General features: G+C 36.2%; 17 protein-coding genes and 1 pseudogene. 9 read left to right on the top strand and 9 right to left on the bottom strand.

Going from position 1 to position 19,210, the window contains the following annotated elements; translation table 11 throughout:
- Positions 1 to 270: 270 nt before the first annotated feature.
- Positions 271 to 777: a hemerythrin domain-containing protein gene (locus tag J2Y03_RS03440; protein ID WP_310190669.1), complete on the bottom strand. Its 507-nt coding sequence runs from the start codon at positions 775 to 777 to the stop codon at positions 271 to 273.
- A gap of 185 nt (positions 778 to 962) precedes the next feature.
- Between J2Y03_RS03440 and J2Y03_RS03435 the strand changes: the two genes are divergently transcribed.
- Both J2Y03_RS03435 and J2Y03_RS03430 read left to right on the top strand, forming a co-directional pair.
- Positions 963 to 1,187: a YfmQ family protein gene (locus J2Y03_RS03435; RefSeq protein ID WP_310190668.1), complete on the top strand. Its 225-nt coding sequence runs from the start codon at positions 963 to 965 to the stop codon at positions 1,185 to 1,187.
- 435 nt (positions 1,188 to 1,622) lie between these two features.
- Positions 1,623 to 2,243 carry a hypothetical protein gene (locus J2Y03_RS03430; RefSeq protein ID WP_310190666.1) on the top strand — a complete coding sequence of 207 codons (621 nt, stop codon included), beginning with the start codon at positions 1,623 to 1,625 and terminating at the stop codon, positions 2,241 to 2,243.
- Positions 2,244 to 2,621: 378 nt separating this feature from the next.
- On the opposite strand, the gene J2Y03_RS03425 is transcribed toward J2Y03_RS03430, so the two are convergent.
- Positions 2,622 to 3,479 (bottom strand): CPBP family intramembrane glutamic endopeptidase, encoded by an 858-nt coding sequence (locus tag J2Y03_RS03425; protein ID WP_310190665.1) that lies wholly within the window; start codon positions 3,477 to 3,479, stop codon positions 2,622 to 2,624.
- 774 nt (positions 3,480 to 4,253) lie between these two features.
- Here J2Y03_RS03425 and J2Y03_RS03420 point away from each other — a divergent pair.
- Positions 4,254 to 5,249: a metal-dependent hydrolase gene (locus tag J2Y03_RS03420; protein WP_310190663.1), complete on the top strand. Its 996-nt coding sequence runs from the start codon at positions 4,254 to 4,256 to the stop codon at positions 5,247 to 5,249.
- 4 nt (positions 5,250 to 5,253) lie between these two features.
- On the top strand, positions 5,254 to 6,393 hold the full coding sequence (locus J2Y03_RS03415; RefSeq protein WP_310190662.1) for an MGDG synthase family glycosyltransferase: 1,140 nt from the start codon (positions 5,254 to 5,256) through the stop codon (positions 6,391 to 6,393).
- Positions 6,394 to 6,503: 110 nt separating this feature from the next.
- Here J2Y03_RS03415 and J2Y03_RS03410 read toward each other — a convergent pair whose 3' ends face one another.
- Complete coding sequence (locus tag J2Y03_RS03410) at positions 6,504 to 7,325, bottom strand: alpha/beta fold hydrolase (RefSeq protein WP_310190660.1); 822 nt, start codon at positions 7,323 to 7,325, stop codon at positions 6,504 to 6,506.
- Between the two features lie 143 nt (positions 7,326 to 7,468).
- Between J2Y03_RS03410 and J2Y03_RS03405 the strand changes: the two are divergent.
- Positions 7,469 to 7,890 (top strand): annotated as a pseudogene (locus J2Y03_RS03405) (CPBP family intramembrane glutamic endopeptidase); the annotation flags it as partial.
- Between the two features lie 7 nt (positions 7,891 to 7,897).
- Here J2Y03_RS03405 and J2Y03_RS03400 read toward each other — a convergent pair.
- Positions 7,898 to 8,068 (bottom strand): hypothetical protein, encoded by a 171-nt coding sequence (locus J2Y03_RS03400; RefSeq protein WP_310190659.1) that lies wholly within the window; start codon positions 8,066 to 8,068, stop codon positions 7,898 to 7,900.
- 155 nt (positions 8,069 to 8,223) lie between these two features.
- Between J2Y03_RS03400 and J2Y03_RS03395 the strand changes: the two genes are divergently transcribed.
- Complete coding sequence (locus J2Y03_RS03395; RefSeq protein ID WP_310190658.1) at positions 8,224 to 8,904, top strand: phosphoribosylaminoimidazolesuccinocarboxamide synthase; 681 nt, start codon at positions 8,224 to 8,226, stop codon at positions 8,902 to 8,904.
- Between the two features lie 178 nt (positions 8,905 to 9,082).
- Here J2Y03_RS03395 and J2Y03_RS03390 read toward each other — a convergent pair whose 3' ends face one another.
- Together J2Y03_RS03390 and J2Y03_RS03385 are read right to left on the bottom strand one after the other, a co-directional pair.
- A complete protein-coding gene (locus tag J2Y03_RS03390) occupies positions 9,083 to 11,143 on the bottom strand; it encodes a sigma-70 family RNA polymerase sigma factor (protein WP_310190657.1) in 2,061 nt (686 codons plus the stop codon).
- A 423-nt stretch (positions 11,144 to 11,566) separates the two neighbouring features.
- Positions 11,567 to 12,319: a GTP cyclohydrolase II gene (locus J2Y03_RS03385; RefSeq protein ID WP_310190655.1), complete on the bottom strand. Its 753-nt coding sequence runs from the start codon at positions 12,317 to 12,319 to the stop codon at positions 11,567 to 11,569.
- 242 nt (positions 12,320 to 12,561) lie between these two features.
- Here J2Y03_RS03385 and J2Y03_RS03380 point away from each other — a divergent pair, with 242 nt between their 5' ends.
- The gene (locus tag J2Y03_RS03380; protein ID WP_132090412.1) at positions 12,562 to 13,431 is read left to right on the top strand and encodes a cation diffusion facilitator family transporter; all 870 of its coding nucleotides are present in this window, start codon (positions 12,562 to 12,564) and stop codon (positions 13,429 to 13,431) included.
- 84 nt (positions 13,432 to 13,515) lie between these two features.
- Here the strand turns inward: J2Y03_RS03380 and J2Y03_RS03375 are convergent, their stop codons facing one another.
- The 3 genes from J2Y03_RS03375 to J2Y03_RS03365 form a co-directional block, all read right to left on the bottom strand.
- On the bottom strand, positions 13,516 to 13,701 hold the full coding sequence (locus J2Y03_RS03375) for a histidine kinase (RefSeq protein WP_310190651.1): 186 nt from the start codon (positions 13,699 to 13,701) through the stop codon (positions 13,516 to 13,518).
- 47 nt (positions 13,702 to 13,748) lie between these two features.
- Positions 13,749 to 14,471 carry a glutamic-type intramembrane protease PrsW gene (gene prsW / locus J2Y03_RS03370; protein WP_310190650.1) on the bottom strand — a complete coding sequence of 241 codons (723 nt, stop codon included), beginning with the start codon at positions 14,469 to 14,471 and terminating at the stop codon, positions 13,749 to 13,751.
- A gap of 199 nt (positions 14,472 to 14,670) precedes the next feature.
- A complete protein-coding gene (locus J2Y03_RS03365) occupies positions 14,671 to 16,809 on the bottom strand; it encodes a heavy metal translocating P-type ATPase (protein ID WP_310190649.1) in 2,139 nt (712 codons plus the stop codon).
- A 196-nt stretch (positions 16,810 to 17,005) separates the two neighbouring features.
- Between J2Y03_RS03365 and J2Y03_RS03360 the strand changes: the two genes are divergently transcribed.
- Together J2Y03_RS03360 and J2Y03_RS03355 are read left to right on the top strand one after the other, a co-directional pair.
- On the top strand, positions 17,006 to 18,016 hold the full coding sequence (locus J2Y03_RS03360) for a multicopper oxidase domain-containing protein (protein ID WP_310190647.1): 1,011 nt from the start codon (positions 17,006 to 17,008) through the stop codon (positions 18,014 to 18,016).
- Positions 18,017 to 18,031: 15 nt separating this feature from the next.
- A complete protein-coding gene (locus J2Y03_RS03355; protein ID WP_310190645.1) occupies positions 18,032 to 19,201 on the top strand; it encodes a ZIP family metal transporter in 1,170 nt (389 codons plus the stop codon).
- Positions 19,202 to 19,210 lie beyond the last annotated feature (9 nt).

Here is a 19,210-nt window from a genome sequence, read left to right as displayed (position 1 = left end):
GACAAATAAAGACTTGCGGAGTCGCTAAGATAAAAGGAATATTTTGAGGATAGAACTATTTTTAGTTTAATAGAATTATTACATTTGTCAATCCATATTCTTTATCATTCGGCAATACCATTCTTATCATTTCTATTTCCGTTAAAAAACTTATTATGTTCTAGCCTCTCCAACCTTAAGGAGAGGCATTCGGCAAGAAACCTCATTTACTTATGAAAAGGCTCTCCGTACTTAATCTGGAAATTTGCCTGCCCCGTAAGTTCAATACTATCAAGCCAGAAAAAATCGTTCCAGTTCCTCCTTTTCCTCAGTCGACAGGATATTCTCCGCCAACGGAAATAGCACTTTTTCTTCTTTCGCAAAGTGTTGAGTTAAGGTAGCATGAGCCTGGACAGCGTAAACGGCAATCCATTGTGCTGTGTTTTCATCAATGCTCAATCCCTTCTTACCAGTTTCCGTCAGAAAGTCCTGTAGGTGCTGCTCCGCTTTCTCATGTTCAAATTCCATCACTTCGATGGTTCGATCATTCTCTCCGAGGTGGAGGTTCATCATAGGAAACAACCCTTCCTCCTCTCGTTTGGAATGTGCCTTTAGCTTATCAGTGAAAGCCGAAACCCGCTCATACAATTTCGCAAACAGTAGAACGACAGCAGGACCCGATTCGAATTCTATATCTTCCGTGATTTCATAGAAATCATCCATATCTGCCCGGAGCGACACATGCTCGTCCATTAATTGTTGTAGTGGAGCACTTAATTCAGTGTTCGAAGCCTCCATCGTCAAACCTCCTAAGCCTTCCTTCGCCATTCATAAGAGATTCTTATCATCATGATGGCTTGTAACTTCTTATAGCATACGCCCAAAGTATCGATCATAATGTGTTGATAATCACACAAATAAACAAATACTAGTACTTGTTGCTGCGATGGTAGTTTTATTTTTTTGTAGTTATTTTATAGGCAATGAAAAATTATTTACATCCAAAGACAAATGTTACTCCATTTGTGATCAACAAAAAAAGAGGCAAGAAAGATATTAATATCTTTGTGTTTTGTTACGCTGATTACGTTGATGTAGCCAAGCAGTTCAAGAAAAAAGTTATATCCTATCGACTTAGGTCTGAAGATTTGCAAAATTTCACTATATCGACTAAGACTAAATCAAAATTATTGTCTCAGACTATATGATAGATTTGGGATGCCTGTCACTGTTCGCTTTCCATTTTACACCCTATACTACTCAAGAAGGTATTAACGAAAAATTGGCTGTTGATTTTATAGACCAAAGTAATATTGATAGTAGAGATGACATCTATCTATTGGTTTTTCTAAAGGGGGGATGAGGTTGTTCAAAAATGGGGCAATAAATCGCCAACAATTTGATTTTTCCACAGGTGAAAAAGATTACCTTACTCCATCTATTGCTTCAATACATATTCAAAGGAAATAAATTATTCTTTTTTGTGAAGTGACAGTGATTCATAATGGGCTACATTCTTAATTGAATTTCTCGCACTACTATAGGTTACCACTATTTGTATAAAGGATATTTATTTAGCACAAGCCTTTTCTTTCACATCTTCATATTTTAAAAAGAATGTGTGTGAAAGGAGAAGGGGAAAAATGTCTGATGATGATAAAAAGATAAAGTACAAAGAAGATGCAAATATGCCACTCATAGAATTTAGGCCAGTGATAGATTTAAATTGCGGATGTCATGATAAAAAGAAAAATAAGTGTGAGTGCAAAGGGTTTGTGGATAGTGACAACATTGTAGCGAATATTTGTCCGAATTGTAAATTTGCCGGCAGCACGATTACGGTTCCGGTTTATGAATTTCTTGCAACGTCCATAAATCCTCCAATTTGTGAATTCACGCCACAGGGTTCCATTCTGGTGACTGGGGGATCCGGTGTTATGGGGAATGCATTTGGAGTTTATACTCTGGGACTATTTGAAACATTAAGTGGCCCTGACATAGCACATTTTACTTTTTCTGGTACTAGCCCTGGAGGTGGATTTACTTTTGCCTCAACTGCAGTTATTGTTGATGATGAGAATCTATCTGTCACACAATGCCATGAAAAACATTCTGGTCCGTCTAGTCACCCACTTACAACCAAACTAAAAAATATGCTTAATGACACAATGAAGAAGGCAGCGAAAGGATTCGCAAGGAAGACAATCATTCATCCTGATGGTCGCGTAGAAGAAATTGATTTTATGAATAAAGATCAGATGTAAAATTGCCCTAGTTCACTAATGTGGTGCTTTAGTTTAATCAGCAAAATAAAAATAACTTTAAAAATAGATATTACTGAGTTCCATTTCTCCGCCAGAATGTGAAATGTTGGACAGTCTAAAAAAAAGAGACACCAAGACAATTTGATATCTTGGTGTCTCTAACTTTATAAAAAACGATTAAGAATTTAAAGAAAGGCTGTTTTCGTATACTTTGATGCTCTCAGTACTAATACGTCCATATAAAGGAGATTTCAGACAAGTTTTTGTCATCTTATGGCTATAGTGACTGAAAATCTCTCCGCCTTCTCACTTCGATTCGGACAGCTTTGGGAATCTAAAAGGTAACTTGTCTAAACAGCCAAAAAAATGGTTATATTTTTATTCATACGTTTTAGTTTTATCATGCTTCATGAATCCTGGTTTGCGATTGACGAGCCAGCCGATTGTGAGAATATACAGTACGACAACAGGAAGAGCAGCTTCTATTCCAAAAGTTCCACCTGTTATCCATACGTTGTCTGATTTAAGCCTTAACAATACCAGTGAGGAATTTCTATCTGTTTCGGAAACAAATTGTACCATTTTAGAATTCAAAAAAAAGTTCCATATTATATGGACGACAACCGCATTCCATACATTCCCTGTCTTATAAACAATAAGTGAAAACAATATACCTGCCAATGTACCTGCGGTCAGGATTAAGCACACATCAAGGATCTTAAGCCCATTGACCGTAATTAAATGTAAAGCGCCAAAAAGGATAGAAGTTACGAAAATAGCAGTCGCCACATTCCATTTGTCTTCGATTAGCTTAAACAAATAGCAACGGAACAAAATCTCTTCGATCACTCCAGCAGAAAACGCCGTTACAAGTGCTCCAATGATAAACGTTAGTAAAGTTGTAATAGGAAGATTGTTTTGCTGATCGAACACGACATTTTCCGTAAGTAAATAAAAGACGACCACGATAAGTGGAAGTGAAAATCCAACCAAGAACCAAAGTTTACTCAGTTTGAATCTTTTTGGGATTCGATAGTATGAATTCGGCTTTTTAAAGAATCGCTTCGCGTACAGCCAAAGCAGACCAACAGTAACGCCAATACGTATTAGTTCTTTAACAACAACTCGAATTGTACTGTTATCAATCCCATCGGTCAATGGATTCACAAACATAGCCGCTGCCAAAAACAAGATAATTAAGCTCAAACTATGCATCACTACTTTTCCCCAGTGCATACCTTTAGCCCCTTTTTTTGTATTCTATTGTACAGCTCCTTAAATTCTGCTCTTCAAGTCTCATTCTTTGTGGTTTCATTCTCACTACATCCCCATTTAACCCCCACTTCCAACCCCTTCACACCTTAACGGTTACTGTATTTTATCAATATTATAATGTAGGTGATATCAAGATGGTGATTATTTCCTCCTCCTAATTCCTATCCTATCTTCTAATTTGAATAGAAGGAATCCACCTAAGCAAACTATTACGAACAGTGGAAAAATACAACAACTACAAAGACATTTAGACTTTGTCTGCCTTGGAAAAGCCATAAGAAAAACTGCCCAGAAAGGCAGTTTCCTTTTTTCTTTATGCTCTTTTCGTACACAAAGTTGCTGTTTAAAATCGTATTAAGTGATTCATTCACTACATAAACTGCATAGTTGTTTGCAAGGCATTCATTATTTATTTTATAAAGTTTAGCTCGTCGAGATTGTGCTGTTATCTTGGCTGGAGTAAATACTAATGATCCCCTCACCAAACCCATATATCAAACTATGAAGAACCAATACCAATATACAGAATCTATACATAATCTTTACATTAAATTATGAATGAAGGAACAAACACCAAGTATAATTAAGAGGAATTACACATTTCCTAAGTGGTTTTATCAATATTCTTTGGATAATAGCACCGTTTAAATATTAATATCAATTGTACATTAGTTTCGATCCAAAAAATCATTACTATAGCTGTGAGTTTGTCAAGCAAAATAAAGGAGTGATTGTATGGATACGAGTTCTCACATCGTTATGGGTTTAGGATTAGCTGCCCTTGCTCAAATTGATCCAGTTGTCGCTAATCATTCTGCCCTGTCACAAGCCGTCATGTTCGGTACAGTAATTGGTTCGAATTCCCCTGATTTTGACTTCATCTATCGAATGAAAGGAAAGGGCAGCTATATTCGGAATCACCGTGCCTTTTCTCATTCCTTTCTGGCATTGCCTCTATGGAGTATCGCCGTTTCGGGTATTATTTATTCTTTTTTTCCGGCGTCATCTTTTCTCCATTTATTTTTTTGGACATTCATAGCTGTTATTCTACATGTATTTTTTGATTTATTTAATGTACATGGAACTCAAGTTTTACTTCCCTTCTCAAAAAAATGGATTGCGTTTGACTCGCTCCCATTAGTGGACCCTATTATTCTATTGGTACATTTGCTAGGTTTTTTCCTTCTTTCATTTTTCCAAATGGGTAAAGTTTTTTTCATCATATATATATTTATTTTTCTTTACCTTGCTGTCCGGACTCTATCGACAGTGGTAACAAAGAGAAATGTACATCTCCAATTCCACAATTCAATCCGAATTAAATTGATCCCACGCATTTTCTTGTTTCATTGGGACGTAATCATTGAGACTAAAGAAGAATACTTATTTGGCGTTTTCTCAAAAGGCAGACTAAAGGTCGATCATTCGCTTTCAAAGAAAATAGACTTTCCTGAACTAGTCTCTGACAGTAAAAGACACCCTGTTGTTTCTGATTTTCTTTCTAGTACCCATTATGCTTATCCATTTGTTCACATAAGAAAAAGTGGCTATTTAATCTATTGGAAGGACCTTCGTTTTCGTACCAATAAGTTTTTTCCCAATCTTACCATCATCGCTGTATCGTCCGATTACAAGATTATGAATTGTTTTATCGGTACATTACACTCCTTAAAACAATACAAGCAGGTAATAAGACAATTGAAAAATACTTCAATCTTAAAAAAGGAGTGATTTTATGGAAAAGAAATTACTGATTATTTCCTCTGATGTTACCGGGCACGGGCATAAAAGTATCACAGAATCTCTGTGTGAGAAAGTCCAAACTTATAATGGAGTAAAAGTTTTTGTAGTAGATGGGTTTTCTCTTGGTAAACGATTGCTTTTAAAAATCGGCCAATCCTACGGTCCTATCACCAGAAATTCAGAAAATCTTTGGAAAATGATTTGGAAACTATCCGCTATGAAGCCCCACTTAGTAGACAATATGATTGAATCACTGATAAAGGATAACTTTTTAAAATTACTGGAAGAAGTGAAGCCAGATATGATTTTATCTGTTCATCCTAATTTTAATGGCTCCATCTTAAACATTTTAGAAAAGCAAAATATCCATATCCCATTCTTTACTCTCATTGCCGATCTTGTAAACATTTTTCCTCTTTGGGCAGACAAGAGGGCCAATTACATTATTAGCCCTACTTTCGAAGCCCAAACGAAGTGTATTGCATTTGGGATTCCAGATGAGAAAATAAAGGTTTCCGGTTTTCCAGTCCGATCCCGATTTTTTCCTAAGAGCAATAATCAACGAAAATTTTATAGTCCTGGGCAATCTTTAACATGCTTGGTCATGAGTGGTGGTGAAGGTGTAGGAAATATGAAGAAAATAGCCGAAAATCTCCTGAATCATTTTGATTGTACAGTCAAAATAGTAGCTGGAAAAAATGTAAATCTTAAAACCAAGCTGGAAATGTCCTTAAAAGCCAAATATGGTGATCGAGTAGAGATTTATGGGTTCACCCAAAATATCCAAGATTTAATGCTAACTTCTGATATTGCCTTTACCAGAGGCAGTCCCAATGTCATGTTTGAGGCAATAGCTACCAATACACCGTTAATCATTACTGGGGCTTTGCCAGGTCAGGAAGAGGATAACCCTACTTTTGCCGAGAATTTGAATTTGGGAGTGGTATGCAAAAATCCAAAGGAAATTAAATATACACTAACCGATTTGCTCGAAAATAATGGCGAAAAAATAAATGAAATGATAATCAGTCAAAGGAATTTTATAAATACAAATGCAGCAGAGGACATTCTGCAATTCATTCTAAAGGTTGGAGATCCTTACTATGAAGAGGCAAAAGAAAAACATTCTTAAATGGCATTTATAGGAATGAGCTAACTTAAAAGGTTCTTGATGAACCACTTTTTTAAGTTAGCTTTTTTCCTTTTCCTTAACGCCTAAAACATCATCGTTCATTTTAATGTTCAGAATGTATGCATCATTATATTGTTAAAAACAAGTTCTGGTCGTTCCTCGGTAATTAAATGTCCTGTTTTTTCATACGTAATTAACTGAGCATCCGGTAAATCACTAACTAGTCGTTGACCCACCTCCACAGGAACAACACGGTCTTCCTCTCCCCATATTAATAATGTTGGGACATGAATATCCCAAAGCTGCTTTGGCAGTAAATCACCCTCACGATGACGCAGCAGTCGGATTAAAGCCTTATAAAATCCTTTTTCATTCAGCGGTTTACCGAATTCTTGAATCAATTCATCATTGATCAATGTTTGGTCAAAAAAGACATTTCTCAAGTGAAGTTTGATGCCTTTTCTTTGAATATAATAATGAACAAATTTTTCAAAGTAAGGTAAATAGGAAGTGAAAATGAGAAACTTTTTTGCTCGCTTCAAATATCCTGAACTACATAACAAAACTAATTTGTTAATTTTCTCAGGAGCGATTAGTGCCATATTTAGGGCAATTTGTCCCCCCATTGAATGCGCAACAATATGAGTATTAGAATACCCAAACTGATGGATGCATTCTATCATTAGCTTCGCATAGTTTTGAAAACTATATATAAACGAAGTCGACTTCTCACTTTTTCCAAAGCCGGGGAGGTCGACGGCGATGACAGAATACTGCTTTTGCAGAAAAGGAATGATCCGACGAAATGTATAGGTCGAAGATGCAAAACCGTGGATCAGAAGAATCGGTGGTTTATTATTCAATATGTATTCACAGTACAAGTTGATATCAGCTACTTTAAGGTAGGTTTGATTTAATCCATTGACAGTCAATGTGTTCCAATCCTCCATAAATTAATAATTTTGTTTTATTATTAATCAATTTAATCTTATGGATTCAGAAATTTTCTAACTTTATAGCTTAATGAAAAGATTTCTATAAAACCTCATTTACTTATGATAAGGATTCCCATACTTTGTATGTGGGGATGTTGATAATAAATGGAGGAATTCCGAAATTCGAAGGTTTACCGCAGCATTTTTTATTACATATCCTTTCTATCTAATTGCCTTTTTCTTTGGTGGTGGTCCATTTCCCGAGGAAATCGGTTGGAGAGGCTTTGCTTTACCTCGTATGCAATCCAAATTTGGTCCGTTAAAGGCAACCCTGCTTCTAGCAATATTGTGGGCTTTTTGGCATCTGCCACATTTCTTAACGACTGCTCAAAAAGGGGTGCCTGATTCTGACCCTTCTACTATTCTTACTCATTTGCCGATTTTTCTCATGTTGTGTTTTTCTGTTTCGATTATTCTTACTTGGGTTTTCAATTGCAAACAAGGAAACTTGTTTATAGTCATGTTGGTTCATGCTAGTCTGAATACCTTTAGTCTGATCCAGCCTTTCCTTATAGGATGCTATTCGTTTTATCATAATCTAATTTTTTCATCTCTAGCTCTACCTTTTTTTCCTCTAACTCTATTTCTTTTATCTTTAGTTCATTATCTTTTTTCTTAACATATCCATAATAAATTAGAGAAAAGCCTATAATGATTGTTAGGTAAAAATAAAATCCCATACTTAAATCCCCCTTTATTTTCTTCTATTCAGTGTTACGAATCAAAACCTTTTTAGTTTCATCATGTTTACCTTGTCCTACGATAATTTTAACATTATTATAATGATACAGCGCTATAGCTAAAGTAAATTTTAATTTCATAAAGGGGATTTGACATGAAGCTTACGTACTCAGGAAAAACAAAAGATGTATATGCATTGGAAGATGGAAATTATCTACTTCAATTTAAAGATGATGTTACAGGTGTAGATGGAGTTTTTGACCCAGGTGCAAATACAGTGGGTCTAACCATTGAAGGGGCTGGACGTGCGGGATTAAGACTAACGAAATACTTTTTTGAGGTTTTAAAAGAAAAAGGAATTCCAACCCATTATATTGATGCTGACATCGAACAAGCAACCATGACGGTTAAACCTGCTGAAGTATTTGGAAAAGGTCTAGAAGTCATTTGCAGATATCGTGCCGTAGGGAGTTTTTTACGCAGATATGGCTTGTACGCTATAGAAGGACAACCGCTTGATGCTTTCGTAGAAGTTACCATAAAGGATGATGACCGTGAAGATCCTCCAATTAATCAGGATGCCTTAGATATGCTTGGTATTTTAACTAAGGATGAATACATAGTGTTAAAAGAGCTCACTCAACAAATCGGAAATGTAGTCAAAGAGGAACTTGCTAAGAAAGACATCGAGTTATACGACATTAAATTTGAATTTGGACGAACTGGCGAGGACAAACAAATTGTTCTTATTGATGAAATCTCCGGGGGTAACATGCGCGCTTATAAAGATGGAGAGTACATCGAACCATTAGTATTAGAAAAAATGTTCCTATAAACTAAAAGGCATCCCCTTCATATGGAAAAATGTTCATATGAAAGGGATGCCTCCCTTGCTTATACACCACGTAAATTCCCAGCACCCCATTTTAGATTTACAAAAGGAATTCAACATCTTCATCTAATAAAGGTTCTTAATTTTTTGCGGATAAATAGAAGGATGAAGGTACACATTGTTAATCCAACGTTATCTTTACAACATCATCCAAATATTTCATTGTATTATATCCAAAAATTTCGAGACTTTTAGGAATTACTTTGTCACCGTGTAATGTCAATCTATAAACTGTTTCGAAATAACGAGGCTGCTCAATTTCCTCATGGGAGACAGGTTGATTCATATCGTATTGAATTCCGTTTTTATCAACTAGCAGCGCTTCGGATTCCATCTCCATTGACCTTGATTCATCTTCATCCTCACCCACAATATTGAAGTGAAGCGACTGATAGGCTCGATTCTTAATATCATGATTGCTAATGACAACTTTGGTAGGCTGTCCAACTTCCACCGTGTCGATAGAAATTGTACTGCCTGCATATTCAAAGGTTTGAGGATATCCACTAGACCCATCCAGTTCGATGACTTTTTGATCTTCAAACGTTACATAAACAGATTCGAATTGTACCTTAACTTCTTTTGGTTTTTCAACAAAAAGCGGTCCAAAATGTGTTTGAAACGTATACCAATTCACGTCTTGCTGTAAATCCAAAAAAGAGCTGCCATACATATTAGCTTTCAATTTTTTATTGTTTACTTCTAAATGGTCAAAATTAAGAGCATCAATCCGCTTCTTGTGCTCTTCAACATTAATACCATATTGCAGAACCGTGGCTGTTGGCGCAATGATTAATTTATCAAATCGAACCGGGATTCCCTCAACTACAGTTTCTTCATTCAATGCATATTCGCTGGAAGCCTGTTTTGATACAGGGATTTCGAAGTTCCACTCCCCTGTTTCATACCCCAAGTTTTCGTTAACCCTAATACCATTTTGATCAGAGGAATCTTGAATCAATTTCAGTAGCTTTGTGATTTTGAGTTTGATTGTCCCGTTATCCTTTGTGAGTGGCAGGAGACTAATCTTCCCGTGATACACGTTCTTTTCTTGTTTATTTAAATCTGTTTCAAGGTCAGGAGGATAGTACAATGGATAGTTTACAGCGCTCATAATTTCATGCTCGTTCTCTACAAAAACCCCATCATCATAATTCACCATAAATTGTTTGTCATCATTAATATCTTCTATTTCATAAAAAATAAGCGTCTGAACATCATCTGCAATGGCACTCTTGATCCTAATTTTCACCCCATCGCTTTCCGCTTCCAGGTTCAGCCTTTCACCCAGGTCCTGTTGCAGATAGGCACTCAACTCCTGATCTTCTTCTGTCCATGAATAGTAGAGGCTGGAAAACGCCCCGGTAAAAAAATCGATTAATATTAAAAATGCGAATACACCTACAAAAACAAGTCCTATTCTAATACGTTTCTTCTTCTTCTGTTGCCTTTGCTTTTCCTTTTCTGCCAGTCTATCTTTGATGTTCTCTATGAAACCTGATGGCATATGCAAATCCTCCATCTTATCAGTAAGATTAACCATGGTTAACATGACATCCTGAAAGGTAGCTAGATCCTCCTGACAGTCTTGACAATGATAAATATGTTTCTCTAAATCAATTTTTTTCGGCCGATTCATTGATCTTTCCAAGTAATCGATGTAATCCTGATAATACTCCTTACAGCCATTAAAGGTTGATCCGTACTCCATTTCATTTCTAAGTGACTGGATTCCGGAAAACAAAAGCTCTTTTACCTTTTCCACTTTAACTTGGAGAAGATGTGCAACTTCCTCCCGAGAGAGTCCTTTTACATATGTAAGGACTATCGCTTCTTTCTCGTCCTCTTTCAAATGATCAAATGCTTTAAATATATCCTGACGAGGTTCACTTTCCACTCTAGCTAGTAAACTTCTATCATCAGAAAGTTCCCGGCAGATATGTATGAAAATCGATGTAGCCCACGTTTCGAAGGATGTTTCACTTTTAAATCGAGGCAATTCCTTGTGGACTTTTACAATGGACCGGTAAAAAAGCTCTTCCATTTGCTGCTGATTACTAAGATAGCACCAGCCAAGAGTATAGAACGATTGTTTATGTTGATTGAACCAATCGAAGATGGATTCCACGCCTTTTTCTCTTATTGTTGTAATAGAAATGGACTCTATTTTTGCTGGGATCATAAAAGTGTTCCCCCCTTTTTCCTGATTTCTTCTCAGTAATGACCCTTACTATTAGATTGAAATAGTGGAATTTATGCAAAAAGTTTTGGTCTTAAAAACCTTATGCCCTTATTATTTAATTGCATTAATATTACTTCATCTTTGTCCAATTCCATAATATCCCTACATTTACTCTATTTTACTATGAAATCAAAAAAATATGGGCATATATCTAAAAAATGACATAGAACGTGTCCATACTTAGTTATCCGCATCGAAAAAAACTAATCGGAGAATTTCCAATTAGTTTTTCTTTTATTGATTCGCCTTTTTAACCCATTCAGCAACTGTACCTTCCAGTTAGCTTGATATTTTACAGTGTCTGGACATCCTCAATCAGATTTTATCAACTGTAAGGCTTATTCGATAAGAGTTATTTGTAAATTAATCATTACAACAGATCCCCTCATCCTCTAAATGACCAGACTTATTTACTTTTGTCTTCAAGTACTTCTCGTTATATTCAGAAATGTCGCCCCATAATGGTTCTCTTCCTGAAACCTCTAGACCAGCGTTTTTTAACGCTTGCAGTTTTTTGGGGTTATTTGTTATTAGTGTTATAGGTTTAGACCGTAATGCTTTCAGGACTAGAATTGCATCCCCATAATTTCTAGAATCATCCACAAAACCGAGGGCTTCATTTGCTTCTACTGTATCATAGCCGTTCTCTTGGAGAAGATAAGCCAGCGCTTTACTGAATAAACCTATACCTCTTCCTTCGTGGTTCGCTAGATAAAATAACGCACCAGACCCATGTTCTGAAATTATTTTCATGGACTGCTTTAATTGAAAACCACAGTCACACCGTTTACTACCAAATATATCTCCTGTATGACAAATGGAATGAAATCTAATAATAGCATTATCATCAAATTCAAAATCACCATAAACTAGGACGCTGGATTGTTGAAACTCAGCAAGATTCACAGAGGATAATTTATCAATGATCCTTTCAAAATCCTCTGTTACTTCATCACAATTCAGCCAACAATACCATTGGAAGACAACTGTTTCCCCATATAAATTAACGGGAAGTTTTATCGGACCTACTAAATAAATAGCACCTTTATTTGTTTTTATTAATTGAATTTTGTCTCCTAAGACTTCAAGAACTTTCGGGTCATGTGTTTTTTTCATTTTTGAACTCCTTTTTTAGAATAGTGTTTCCTACCATTACAAATGTACTCTTAGTAATGATTTACTAAATTTTTCAACTGATAGGAACAGTACCATCTCAAGCATAACAACGATATGTTTACCTCGAGAAACTTTTTTTCATCCCTTTTACTTTGTTAGGAAGAAGACAAAAGGTTTCTCTAGACCCACTAGATATTTTTGTTACATAATGAAAAGGGTAATAAATTAACGGGGGAAAAATAATGGAAGAACAAGCATATCTCGATTTAAAAAGAGGAGAACGTGGTGCAATAATAAGCATTATTGCTTATCTATGTTTGTCCTCATTAAAATTAATCATTGGATATATCGCAAATTCTGAAGCTTTAAAAGCAGATGGCTTTAACAATGCCACTGATATAATTGCCTCAATCGCTGTATTAATTGGACTAAAATTATCCCAGCGTCCACCAGATGATGACCATCCCTATGGACATTGGAAGTCAGAGACCGTTGCCTCAATGGCAGCTTCTTTTATCATGATGGGGGTTGGAATACAGGTTACATATCAGGCAATTTCTAGCGTCTTTAATAGATTAGAAGAAGCTCCAGATTTAATTGCAGCATGGACAGGACTTTTTAGTGCCATTGTTATGTATTTTGTTTATCGCTACAATCAAAAACTTGCACGTAAAATAAATAGCCAATCTGTGATGGCTGCTGCAAAGGATAATCTTTCAGATGCATGGGTCAGTATCGGTACTTTCGTGGGAATTATCGGTGCTCAATTTGGTCTTCCTTGGCTCGATCCGATTACAGCAATTATAGTTGGATTCATTATTTGCAAGACCGCTTGGGAGATTTTTCGTGATGCTTCTCATCACTTAACCGATGGATTTGATCAGAAACTATTGGATTCCTATAAGGACACAATTATCAATTGTTACGGTGTTAAAGGTGTAAAAGATATTAAAGCAAGGAATTATGGAAACAACGTGGTAGTGGACACAGTGATTCTTGTCAATTCCGACTTGGATTTAAAAGAAGCTCATGATATTGCGACCGAGGTTGAGGATGAATTAATGAAAGAACATAGTGTCTTTGATGTCAATGTTCATGTAGAACCAAACTAATCATACTTGTTCAACACAAAAAAGAGTTTTCCTTTTAAGAAATACTCTTTTTTGTGTCCATATTTTAACAATAGGCGGTAGTATTTATTTGTTATTAATTTTGTCAAACCTGAATAAAAAGAACGAAATTAACCCCGAGAAAATGCCTGCACCAACAGAAATCATTATTCTCGTCATAAAGTTAATTTCGGAGTAGTCCTTTTCAAGCATCCACATCGCTATCACCACTACAATCAGCATAATCGGAATTGTAACGGGAAATTTTTTCATATTATTCAACCCTTCATCCTTAAGTCTCTCTCAAAAACAATATTTATTTATCTACTCATAGGAAGGAGTATTTTCATTCCTGATTTTAGATTTGATCCTGGTTTGATTATGTAGTTCTTTTGGAAATGGTTATAACTTGAAATTTCCGCTAATTGTACTTTTTTCAAACCGAACCACCATAAAAACACCATATAAGGAGACATGGACAACCAAGATCCTTGGTTTAACAATAAAAAATTAAATATCCCATGTAGCAAGGCTGGAAGCAATAGAGATAACAAGGATAATGGCCATCTCGATTCTTTTGTAAACTTGGCTTTGCTAATATAATATCCCATAATAACTCCAAACAAGGCATGACTAGAAACAGGCAGTAATGCACGTGTTAGAGCGAATTCCATCCCATTCGTCATTAAATACATGATATTTTCGACAGTTGCAAACCCCAAAGATACGGAGGTTCCATAGACAATGCCATCAAAAGGCTCATCAAATTCCACACTTCTGTATGCAATGACAAATAAAATGGACCATTTAAAAAATTCTTCTATCAATCCTGAAGAAAAAATGGCATAAATAGAATCATATTTAACAACATTTTCAGCTTTAAGTACATAATCAATGAATGCTATTGGAATTATTAGCAATGCACCAGAAAAAAACGTGAAAAATACCATCGACACAGGTTCTGGTTCATACTTATCTTTTAAATAAAAGTAACTTAATAAAGCTAAACCAGGGGCAATTCCAGCAAATAGGATTTCTAACATTTACAACCCCCTAGGAACATTTAATATATTGTTTTAAATATATCCTTAATAATACCCTAAATAGAATTGAATTTCATTTGTTTTAGTAATTTATTATTGTAAGCCCTGCTTAACCTGCACCAATAACAACAACATATAAAGCATATTCTTCCCCCTTAAAAAATGACAAAAGGCTTCCCAAACGGTCGGGAAGCCTTTCTTATTTGTCTTTTACCCTAAGAAGTCGTAAGCCATTTAATGTGACAATAAGTGTTGCACCCATATCAGCGAATATAGCAATCCATAATGTTAGCCATCCTGGAATGACTAACAGCAAGGCCACGAGTTTAATTCCCAACGCGAACGTAATGTTTTGTTTTATGATTGTTAAGGCTTTTCTACTTAGCTTTACCGTAAACGGAAGTTTTCCAAGGTCATCTGCCATTAAAGCAATATCTGCCGTTTCAAGAGCTGTGTCTGTTCCAGCTCCTCCCATTGCAATACCCACTGTGGAAGCGGCAAGTGCAGGTGCATCATTTACACCATCTCCAACCATTGCTACACGGTCATATTTTCCTCTGAGTTCTTTAATGAATGTTAATTTATCTTGTGGGAGTAGTTCTGCTTGTATATCAGAAACACCTACTTGTTTTCCAATGGCATTTGCAGTTCCAGCGTTATCACCTGTTAACATAATTGTTTTTTGTATACCTAATGTGTGAAGCTTTTTTATTACACCTTTACTGTTTTCTCTTAACACATCCGCAACTGCTATCAACCCCATGACTTCGGTTGTTGTCCCTGCTACCATAACGGTTTTTCCTTGATTTTGCATTTCAGAAATTTGGAATCTAAGGTCATTGGGAATTCCCTTTGTTAAGATTTCATCAAAAAAATTAGGATTACCAACATAATAGGTCTCACCATTAATGATTCCTTTAATCCCTTTTCCAGTTATAGATGAAAAGTCTTCAACTAAAACACTTTGATAATGTAAGTTTTCTTGTTCCGCTTTTTTCATGATGGCAGAAGCCAATGGGTGTTGAGAACCTTTTTCTAATGCAGCGATAATAGTAAGAAGCTCATTTGAATCTTTATTTTGCTGTGGAAGGTAATCTGTAACAACAGGAATTCCTTTTGTTAAAGTCCCTGTTTTATCAAAAGCAATGGCTTTAATTGCCCCCATTTCTTCTAAATGAATTCCGCCTTTAATTAAAACCCCGTTTCTAGCGGCATTACCTATAGCCGTTACGATTGCAACGGGAGTTGAAATTACTAACGCACAAGGACATCCAACTACTAGAGCAGCCAAACCTTGATAAATCCATTTGTCCCAATCTGCTCCAAAGAACATAGGTGGTACCACTGCTACGCCAAATGCTACCAGCATGATAAGTGGCGTGTAATATTTTGCAAATCGATCCACAAATGCCTGAGAAGGTGCTCTTTCTGCCTGAGCCTCCTCGACTAAATGAATAATCTTTGCAATCGTTGTATCGTCAACATGTTTGGTTACTATAACTTCTAGTAAACCTTCTGCATTTAACGTTCCTGCAAACACTTCATCGTCAACTGTTTTGGCAACAGGGACTGATTCACCTGTAATCGCTGCTTGATTAACGGCTGATAACCCTTTTACAACAATTCCATCCATCGCAATTTTTTGCCCAGGTTTGACAATCATAATGTCGCCAATTTGAATATCGTCGACTTCAACCGTTATCTCTTTATTCCCTCTTCGAATCAACGCTTCTTTAGGAGCAATATCCATTAAAGAACGAATCGACTGACGAGCTTTATCCATCGAGTAAGACTCAAGAGCTTCACTTATGGCAAATAGGATAACAACAGTTGCCCCTTCACCCCATTCCCCAATAAAAGCCGCACCAATAACAGCAATGGTCATCAAGGTTTTCATATCAAACTCTAAACGAACTAAATTCTTTAGCCCTGTACTAAAGAGTCGGTAACCACCAACTACCATTGATGCCCCATAGGCCAAAATGGAAGAAATACTCTCTTCCCCCTTCATTTCCGCTGATACCCACCCAATCAGTAAGAAAACAAGCGAGGCTATGACCGTTGAATGTTTTTGGAAGAACGGCTCTTTTTTCTCTTCCATTTTTTGTTTTTCTGGTACTACCTTTATATTTTCAAAAGCTCCTGCTTTTTCAAGTTCCTCGATTGTTGTTTCACCATAAACGGTAAGTTTAGCAGCACCAAAGTTTACACTTGCATCCAAAACACCATCCAGGTGTTTTACGTTCTTTTCGAACTTTGTCGCACAGCCTGCTCAGGTGAATCCCTGTACACGGTAAACGGTTTTCTCATTGACTTTTTCTAAACCAACATTACTCATGATATTACCCCTCTTCATTCAAATGTTCATTTGATTATAGTTTATACAAATGTTCACTCAATGGTCAAACATTTATTTGAATGTTTTTATATAAAATCATCACTTGGTGATTGACAAAAAGATTGTCCTTGTCATAAAGTATTGTCAAGCGCAAATAAATTTGCATTAAGGAAACTTTTTAAGGGGAGGTAAAAGGATGTCAGACAAAAAAATTTCTCGACGGGATATTTTAAAAATAGGAACGACTGGAGCACTGGGGATAGCAGGAAGTATTTATTTAAATAAAGTGGCACCGTTTTCCAAAGTTGTTAAAGCAGAGAATCATTCATCGAGTCACAATAGTCATAATGTAAGTCACACCACTATGACTGATCCTGAGATAACAGAAGGTTATGAAATGGCTGCACGTCTTCTAACCGAGTTTGATTATGGAGTTACGGAACTTTCAAATGGTCGGACGACACGTAAATATGAAGTAATAGCGATTGACAAGGAAATTGAAATTGCAAAAGGAATAAAGTTTCCAGGCTGGACCTATAATGGAACGATTCCAGGACCAACATTTCGTTGTACCGAAGGGGATATATTAGAGTTTCATTTTACTAATCAAGGAAGCCATCCCCACTCTATTCATTTTCACGGGATTCATCCGCCAGAAATGGATGGAATTGAACCTATTGCTCCAGGTCAATCATTTACTTATAGATTTGAAGCAAAGCCGTATGGCTTACAAATTTATCATTGCCATGTTTTACCTTTACGCGGACATATTCATAAAGGGTTATACGGAAATTTTATTATTGATCCAAAAACACCAAGGGAACCAGCCAAAGAATTAAATATGGTCATGAATGCATTTGATTTGGATTTAGATGGTGCAAACGAATTTTATACGGTGAATGGGTACGCATTTGCCTTTATGAATCATCCCATTAAAATCAAGAAGGATGAGCTTGTCCGTATTTATTTAAGCAATTTAACCGAATTTGACCTATTAAACTCATTCCATTTACACGCCAACTATTTCACCTATATTCCAACAGGTAGAAACGATAACCCCTCTCAATTTACAGACACCATAATGCAAGGCCAGGGTGAACGTGGGATACTTGAAGTTCGTTTTCCATACAAAGGAAAATATATGTTCCACGCTCATGTAAGTGAATTTGCCGAGCTTGGTTGGATGGGATTCTTTGAGGTTGAATAGGAAGGAGTGTAAATAATGAAATCAAAATGGCTGATGACAGGTCTTATACCCTTTGTTCTTTTACTGCTGGTCTTGGGATGGGTATTTAAAAATGGAGCTGGAGTAGAACGAGAACCTGCTGCTCCAATTGAAGTGCTAAATGTTGAACAAATAAAAATTGTGCCGTCAGGATTTGAATTAGCTGTCAGTAATACTGGTCCAGAGACTTTGACCATTTCTCAAGTAATTGTGGATGATTCGGTATGGAATTTTTCATTGACACCTAATACAACACTAAAACGGTTTGAAGATGGAAAGGTAACCATTAATTATCCATGGGTTGAAGGTGACCCCCATACGATTCTATTAATCTCCGAAAATGGAATTATTACGGAAGCAGTAATTGATGCAGCTACTTTAACCCCCGAATTTTCATGGGATAATGTATTAAATTATGGATTTATTGGTTTCTATGTAGGAATAGTACCGATTACCTTAGGATTATTGTGGTATCCATTTATGAAGCGTTTGAAAAAAAGCTGGATTAATGCGATTCTTGCACTTACTGTTGGGCTCTTATTATTCTTATTTTTTGGGACATTATTCGATGGATTCGAAATTGGAGCCGAAGCCCCTTCCGTATTTCAAGGGAATATGGTTGTTATCATTAGTACCATACTTACCTTTCTTCTCTTAATTGGATTCGACCAATATCAACAAAAAAGACAAAAAAGCAACGGGTATTCGCCACTAGGAATCTCCTTTTTAATGGCAACAGGAATCGGACTTCACAATTTTGGTGAAGGATTGGCAATTGGTTCCTCATTTGCCCTTGGTGAAGCTGCATTGGGTACGTTTTTAATCATTGGGTTTACCCTGCATAATATTACAGAGGGAATTGGAATTGCTGCACCATTATTGAAAACTAAACCAAAGATTAGCCAGTTTGTGTTATTAGGTTCGATTGCCGGTGCACCTGCCATATTGGGAACTTGGTTCGGGGGCTTTATCTTTTCACCCATATGGGGAGCAGTATTTTTAGGTATTGGTGCGGGTGCCATTTTGCAGGTAATCTTTGTTATCTCTAAGATGCTGATGGAAGATCATAAAAAGAATAATGAACCTTTCGTGTCATGGATGAATTTTACGGGCTTTACAATTGGAATTTTAATCATGTATTTTACAGCTTTCTTTGTAAAATTTTAAGGGGTGCTT

It is taken from the genome of Neobacillus niacini (genome assembly GCF_031457145.1).
GTDB classification, from domain to species: domain Bacteria; phylum Bacillota; class Bacilli; order Bacillales; family Cytobacillaceae; genus Neobacillus; species Neobacillus niacini_J.
The sequence above is the reverse complement of the archived record's forward strand: the minus strand, read 5'-3'. Positions and strand labels throughout refer to the sequence as shown.

Bases quoted from the DNA above. Each gene is read 5' to 3' on its own strand.
- J2Y03_RS03440 (WP_310190669.1), bottom strand. From the start codon at position 777: ATGGAGGCTTCGAACACTGAATTAAGTGCTCCACTACAACAATTAATG.
- J2Y03_RS03435 (WP_310190668.1), top strand. From the start codon at position 963: ATGAAAAATTATTTACATCCAAAGACAAATGTTACTCCATTTGTGATC.
- J2Y03_RS03430 (WP_310190666.1), top strand. From the start codon at position 1,623: ATGTCTGATGATGATAAAAAGATAAAGTACAAAGAAGATGCAAATATG.
- J2Y03_RS03425 (WP_310190665.1), bottom strand. From the start codon at position 3,479: ATGCACTGGGGAAAAGTAGTGATGCATAGTTTGAGCTTAATTATCTTG.
- J2Y03_RS03420 (WP_310190663.1), top strand. From the start codon at position 4,254: ATGGATACGAGTTCTCACATCGTTATGGGTTTAGGATTAGCTGCCCTT.
- J2Y03_RS03415 (WP_310190662.1), top strand. From the start codon at position 5,254: ATGGAAAAGAAATTACTGATTATTTCCTCTGATGTTACCGGGCACGGG.
- J2Y03_RS03400 (WP_310190659.1), bottom strand. From the start codon at position 8,068: ATGGGATTTTATTTTTACCTAACAATCATTATAGGCTTTTCTCTAATT.
- J2Y03_RS03395 (WP_310190658.1), top strand. From the start codon at position 8,224: ATGAAGCTTACGTACTCAGGAAAAACAAAAGATGTATATGCATTGGAA.
- J2Y03_RS03390 (WP_310190657.1), bottom strand. From the start codon at position 11,143: ATGATCCCAGCAAAAATAGAGTCCATTTCTATTACAACAATAAGAGAA.
- J2Y03_RS03385 (WP_310190655.1), bottom strand. From the start codon at position 12,319: ATGAAAAAAACACATGACCCGAAAGTTCTTGAAGTCTTAGGAGACAAA.
- J2Y03_RS03380 (WP_132090412.1), top strand. From the start codon at position 12,562: ATGGAAGAACAAGCATATCTCGATTTAAAAAGAGGAGAACGTGGTGCA.
- J2Y03_RS03375 (WP_310190651.1), bottom strand. From the start codon at position 13,701: ATGAAAAAATTTCCCGTTACAATTCCGATTATGCTGATTGTAGTGGTG.
- prsW (WP_310190650.1), bottom strand. From the start codon at position 14,471: ATGTTAGAAATCCTATTTGCTGGAATTGCCCCTGGTTTAGCTTTATTA.
- J2Y03_RS03360 (WP_310190647.1), top strand. From the start codon at position 17,006: ATGTCAGACAAAAAAATTTCTCGACGGGATATTTTAAAAATAGGAACG.
- J2Y03_RS03355 (WP_310190645.1), top strand. From the start codon at position 18,032: ATGAAATCAAAATGGCTGATGACAGGTCTTATACCCTTTGTTCTTTTA.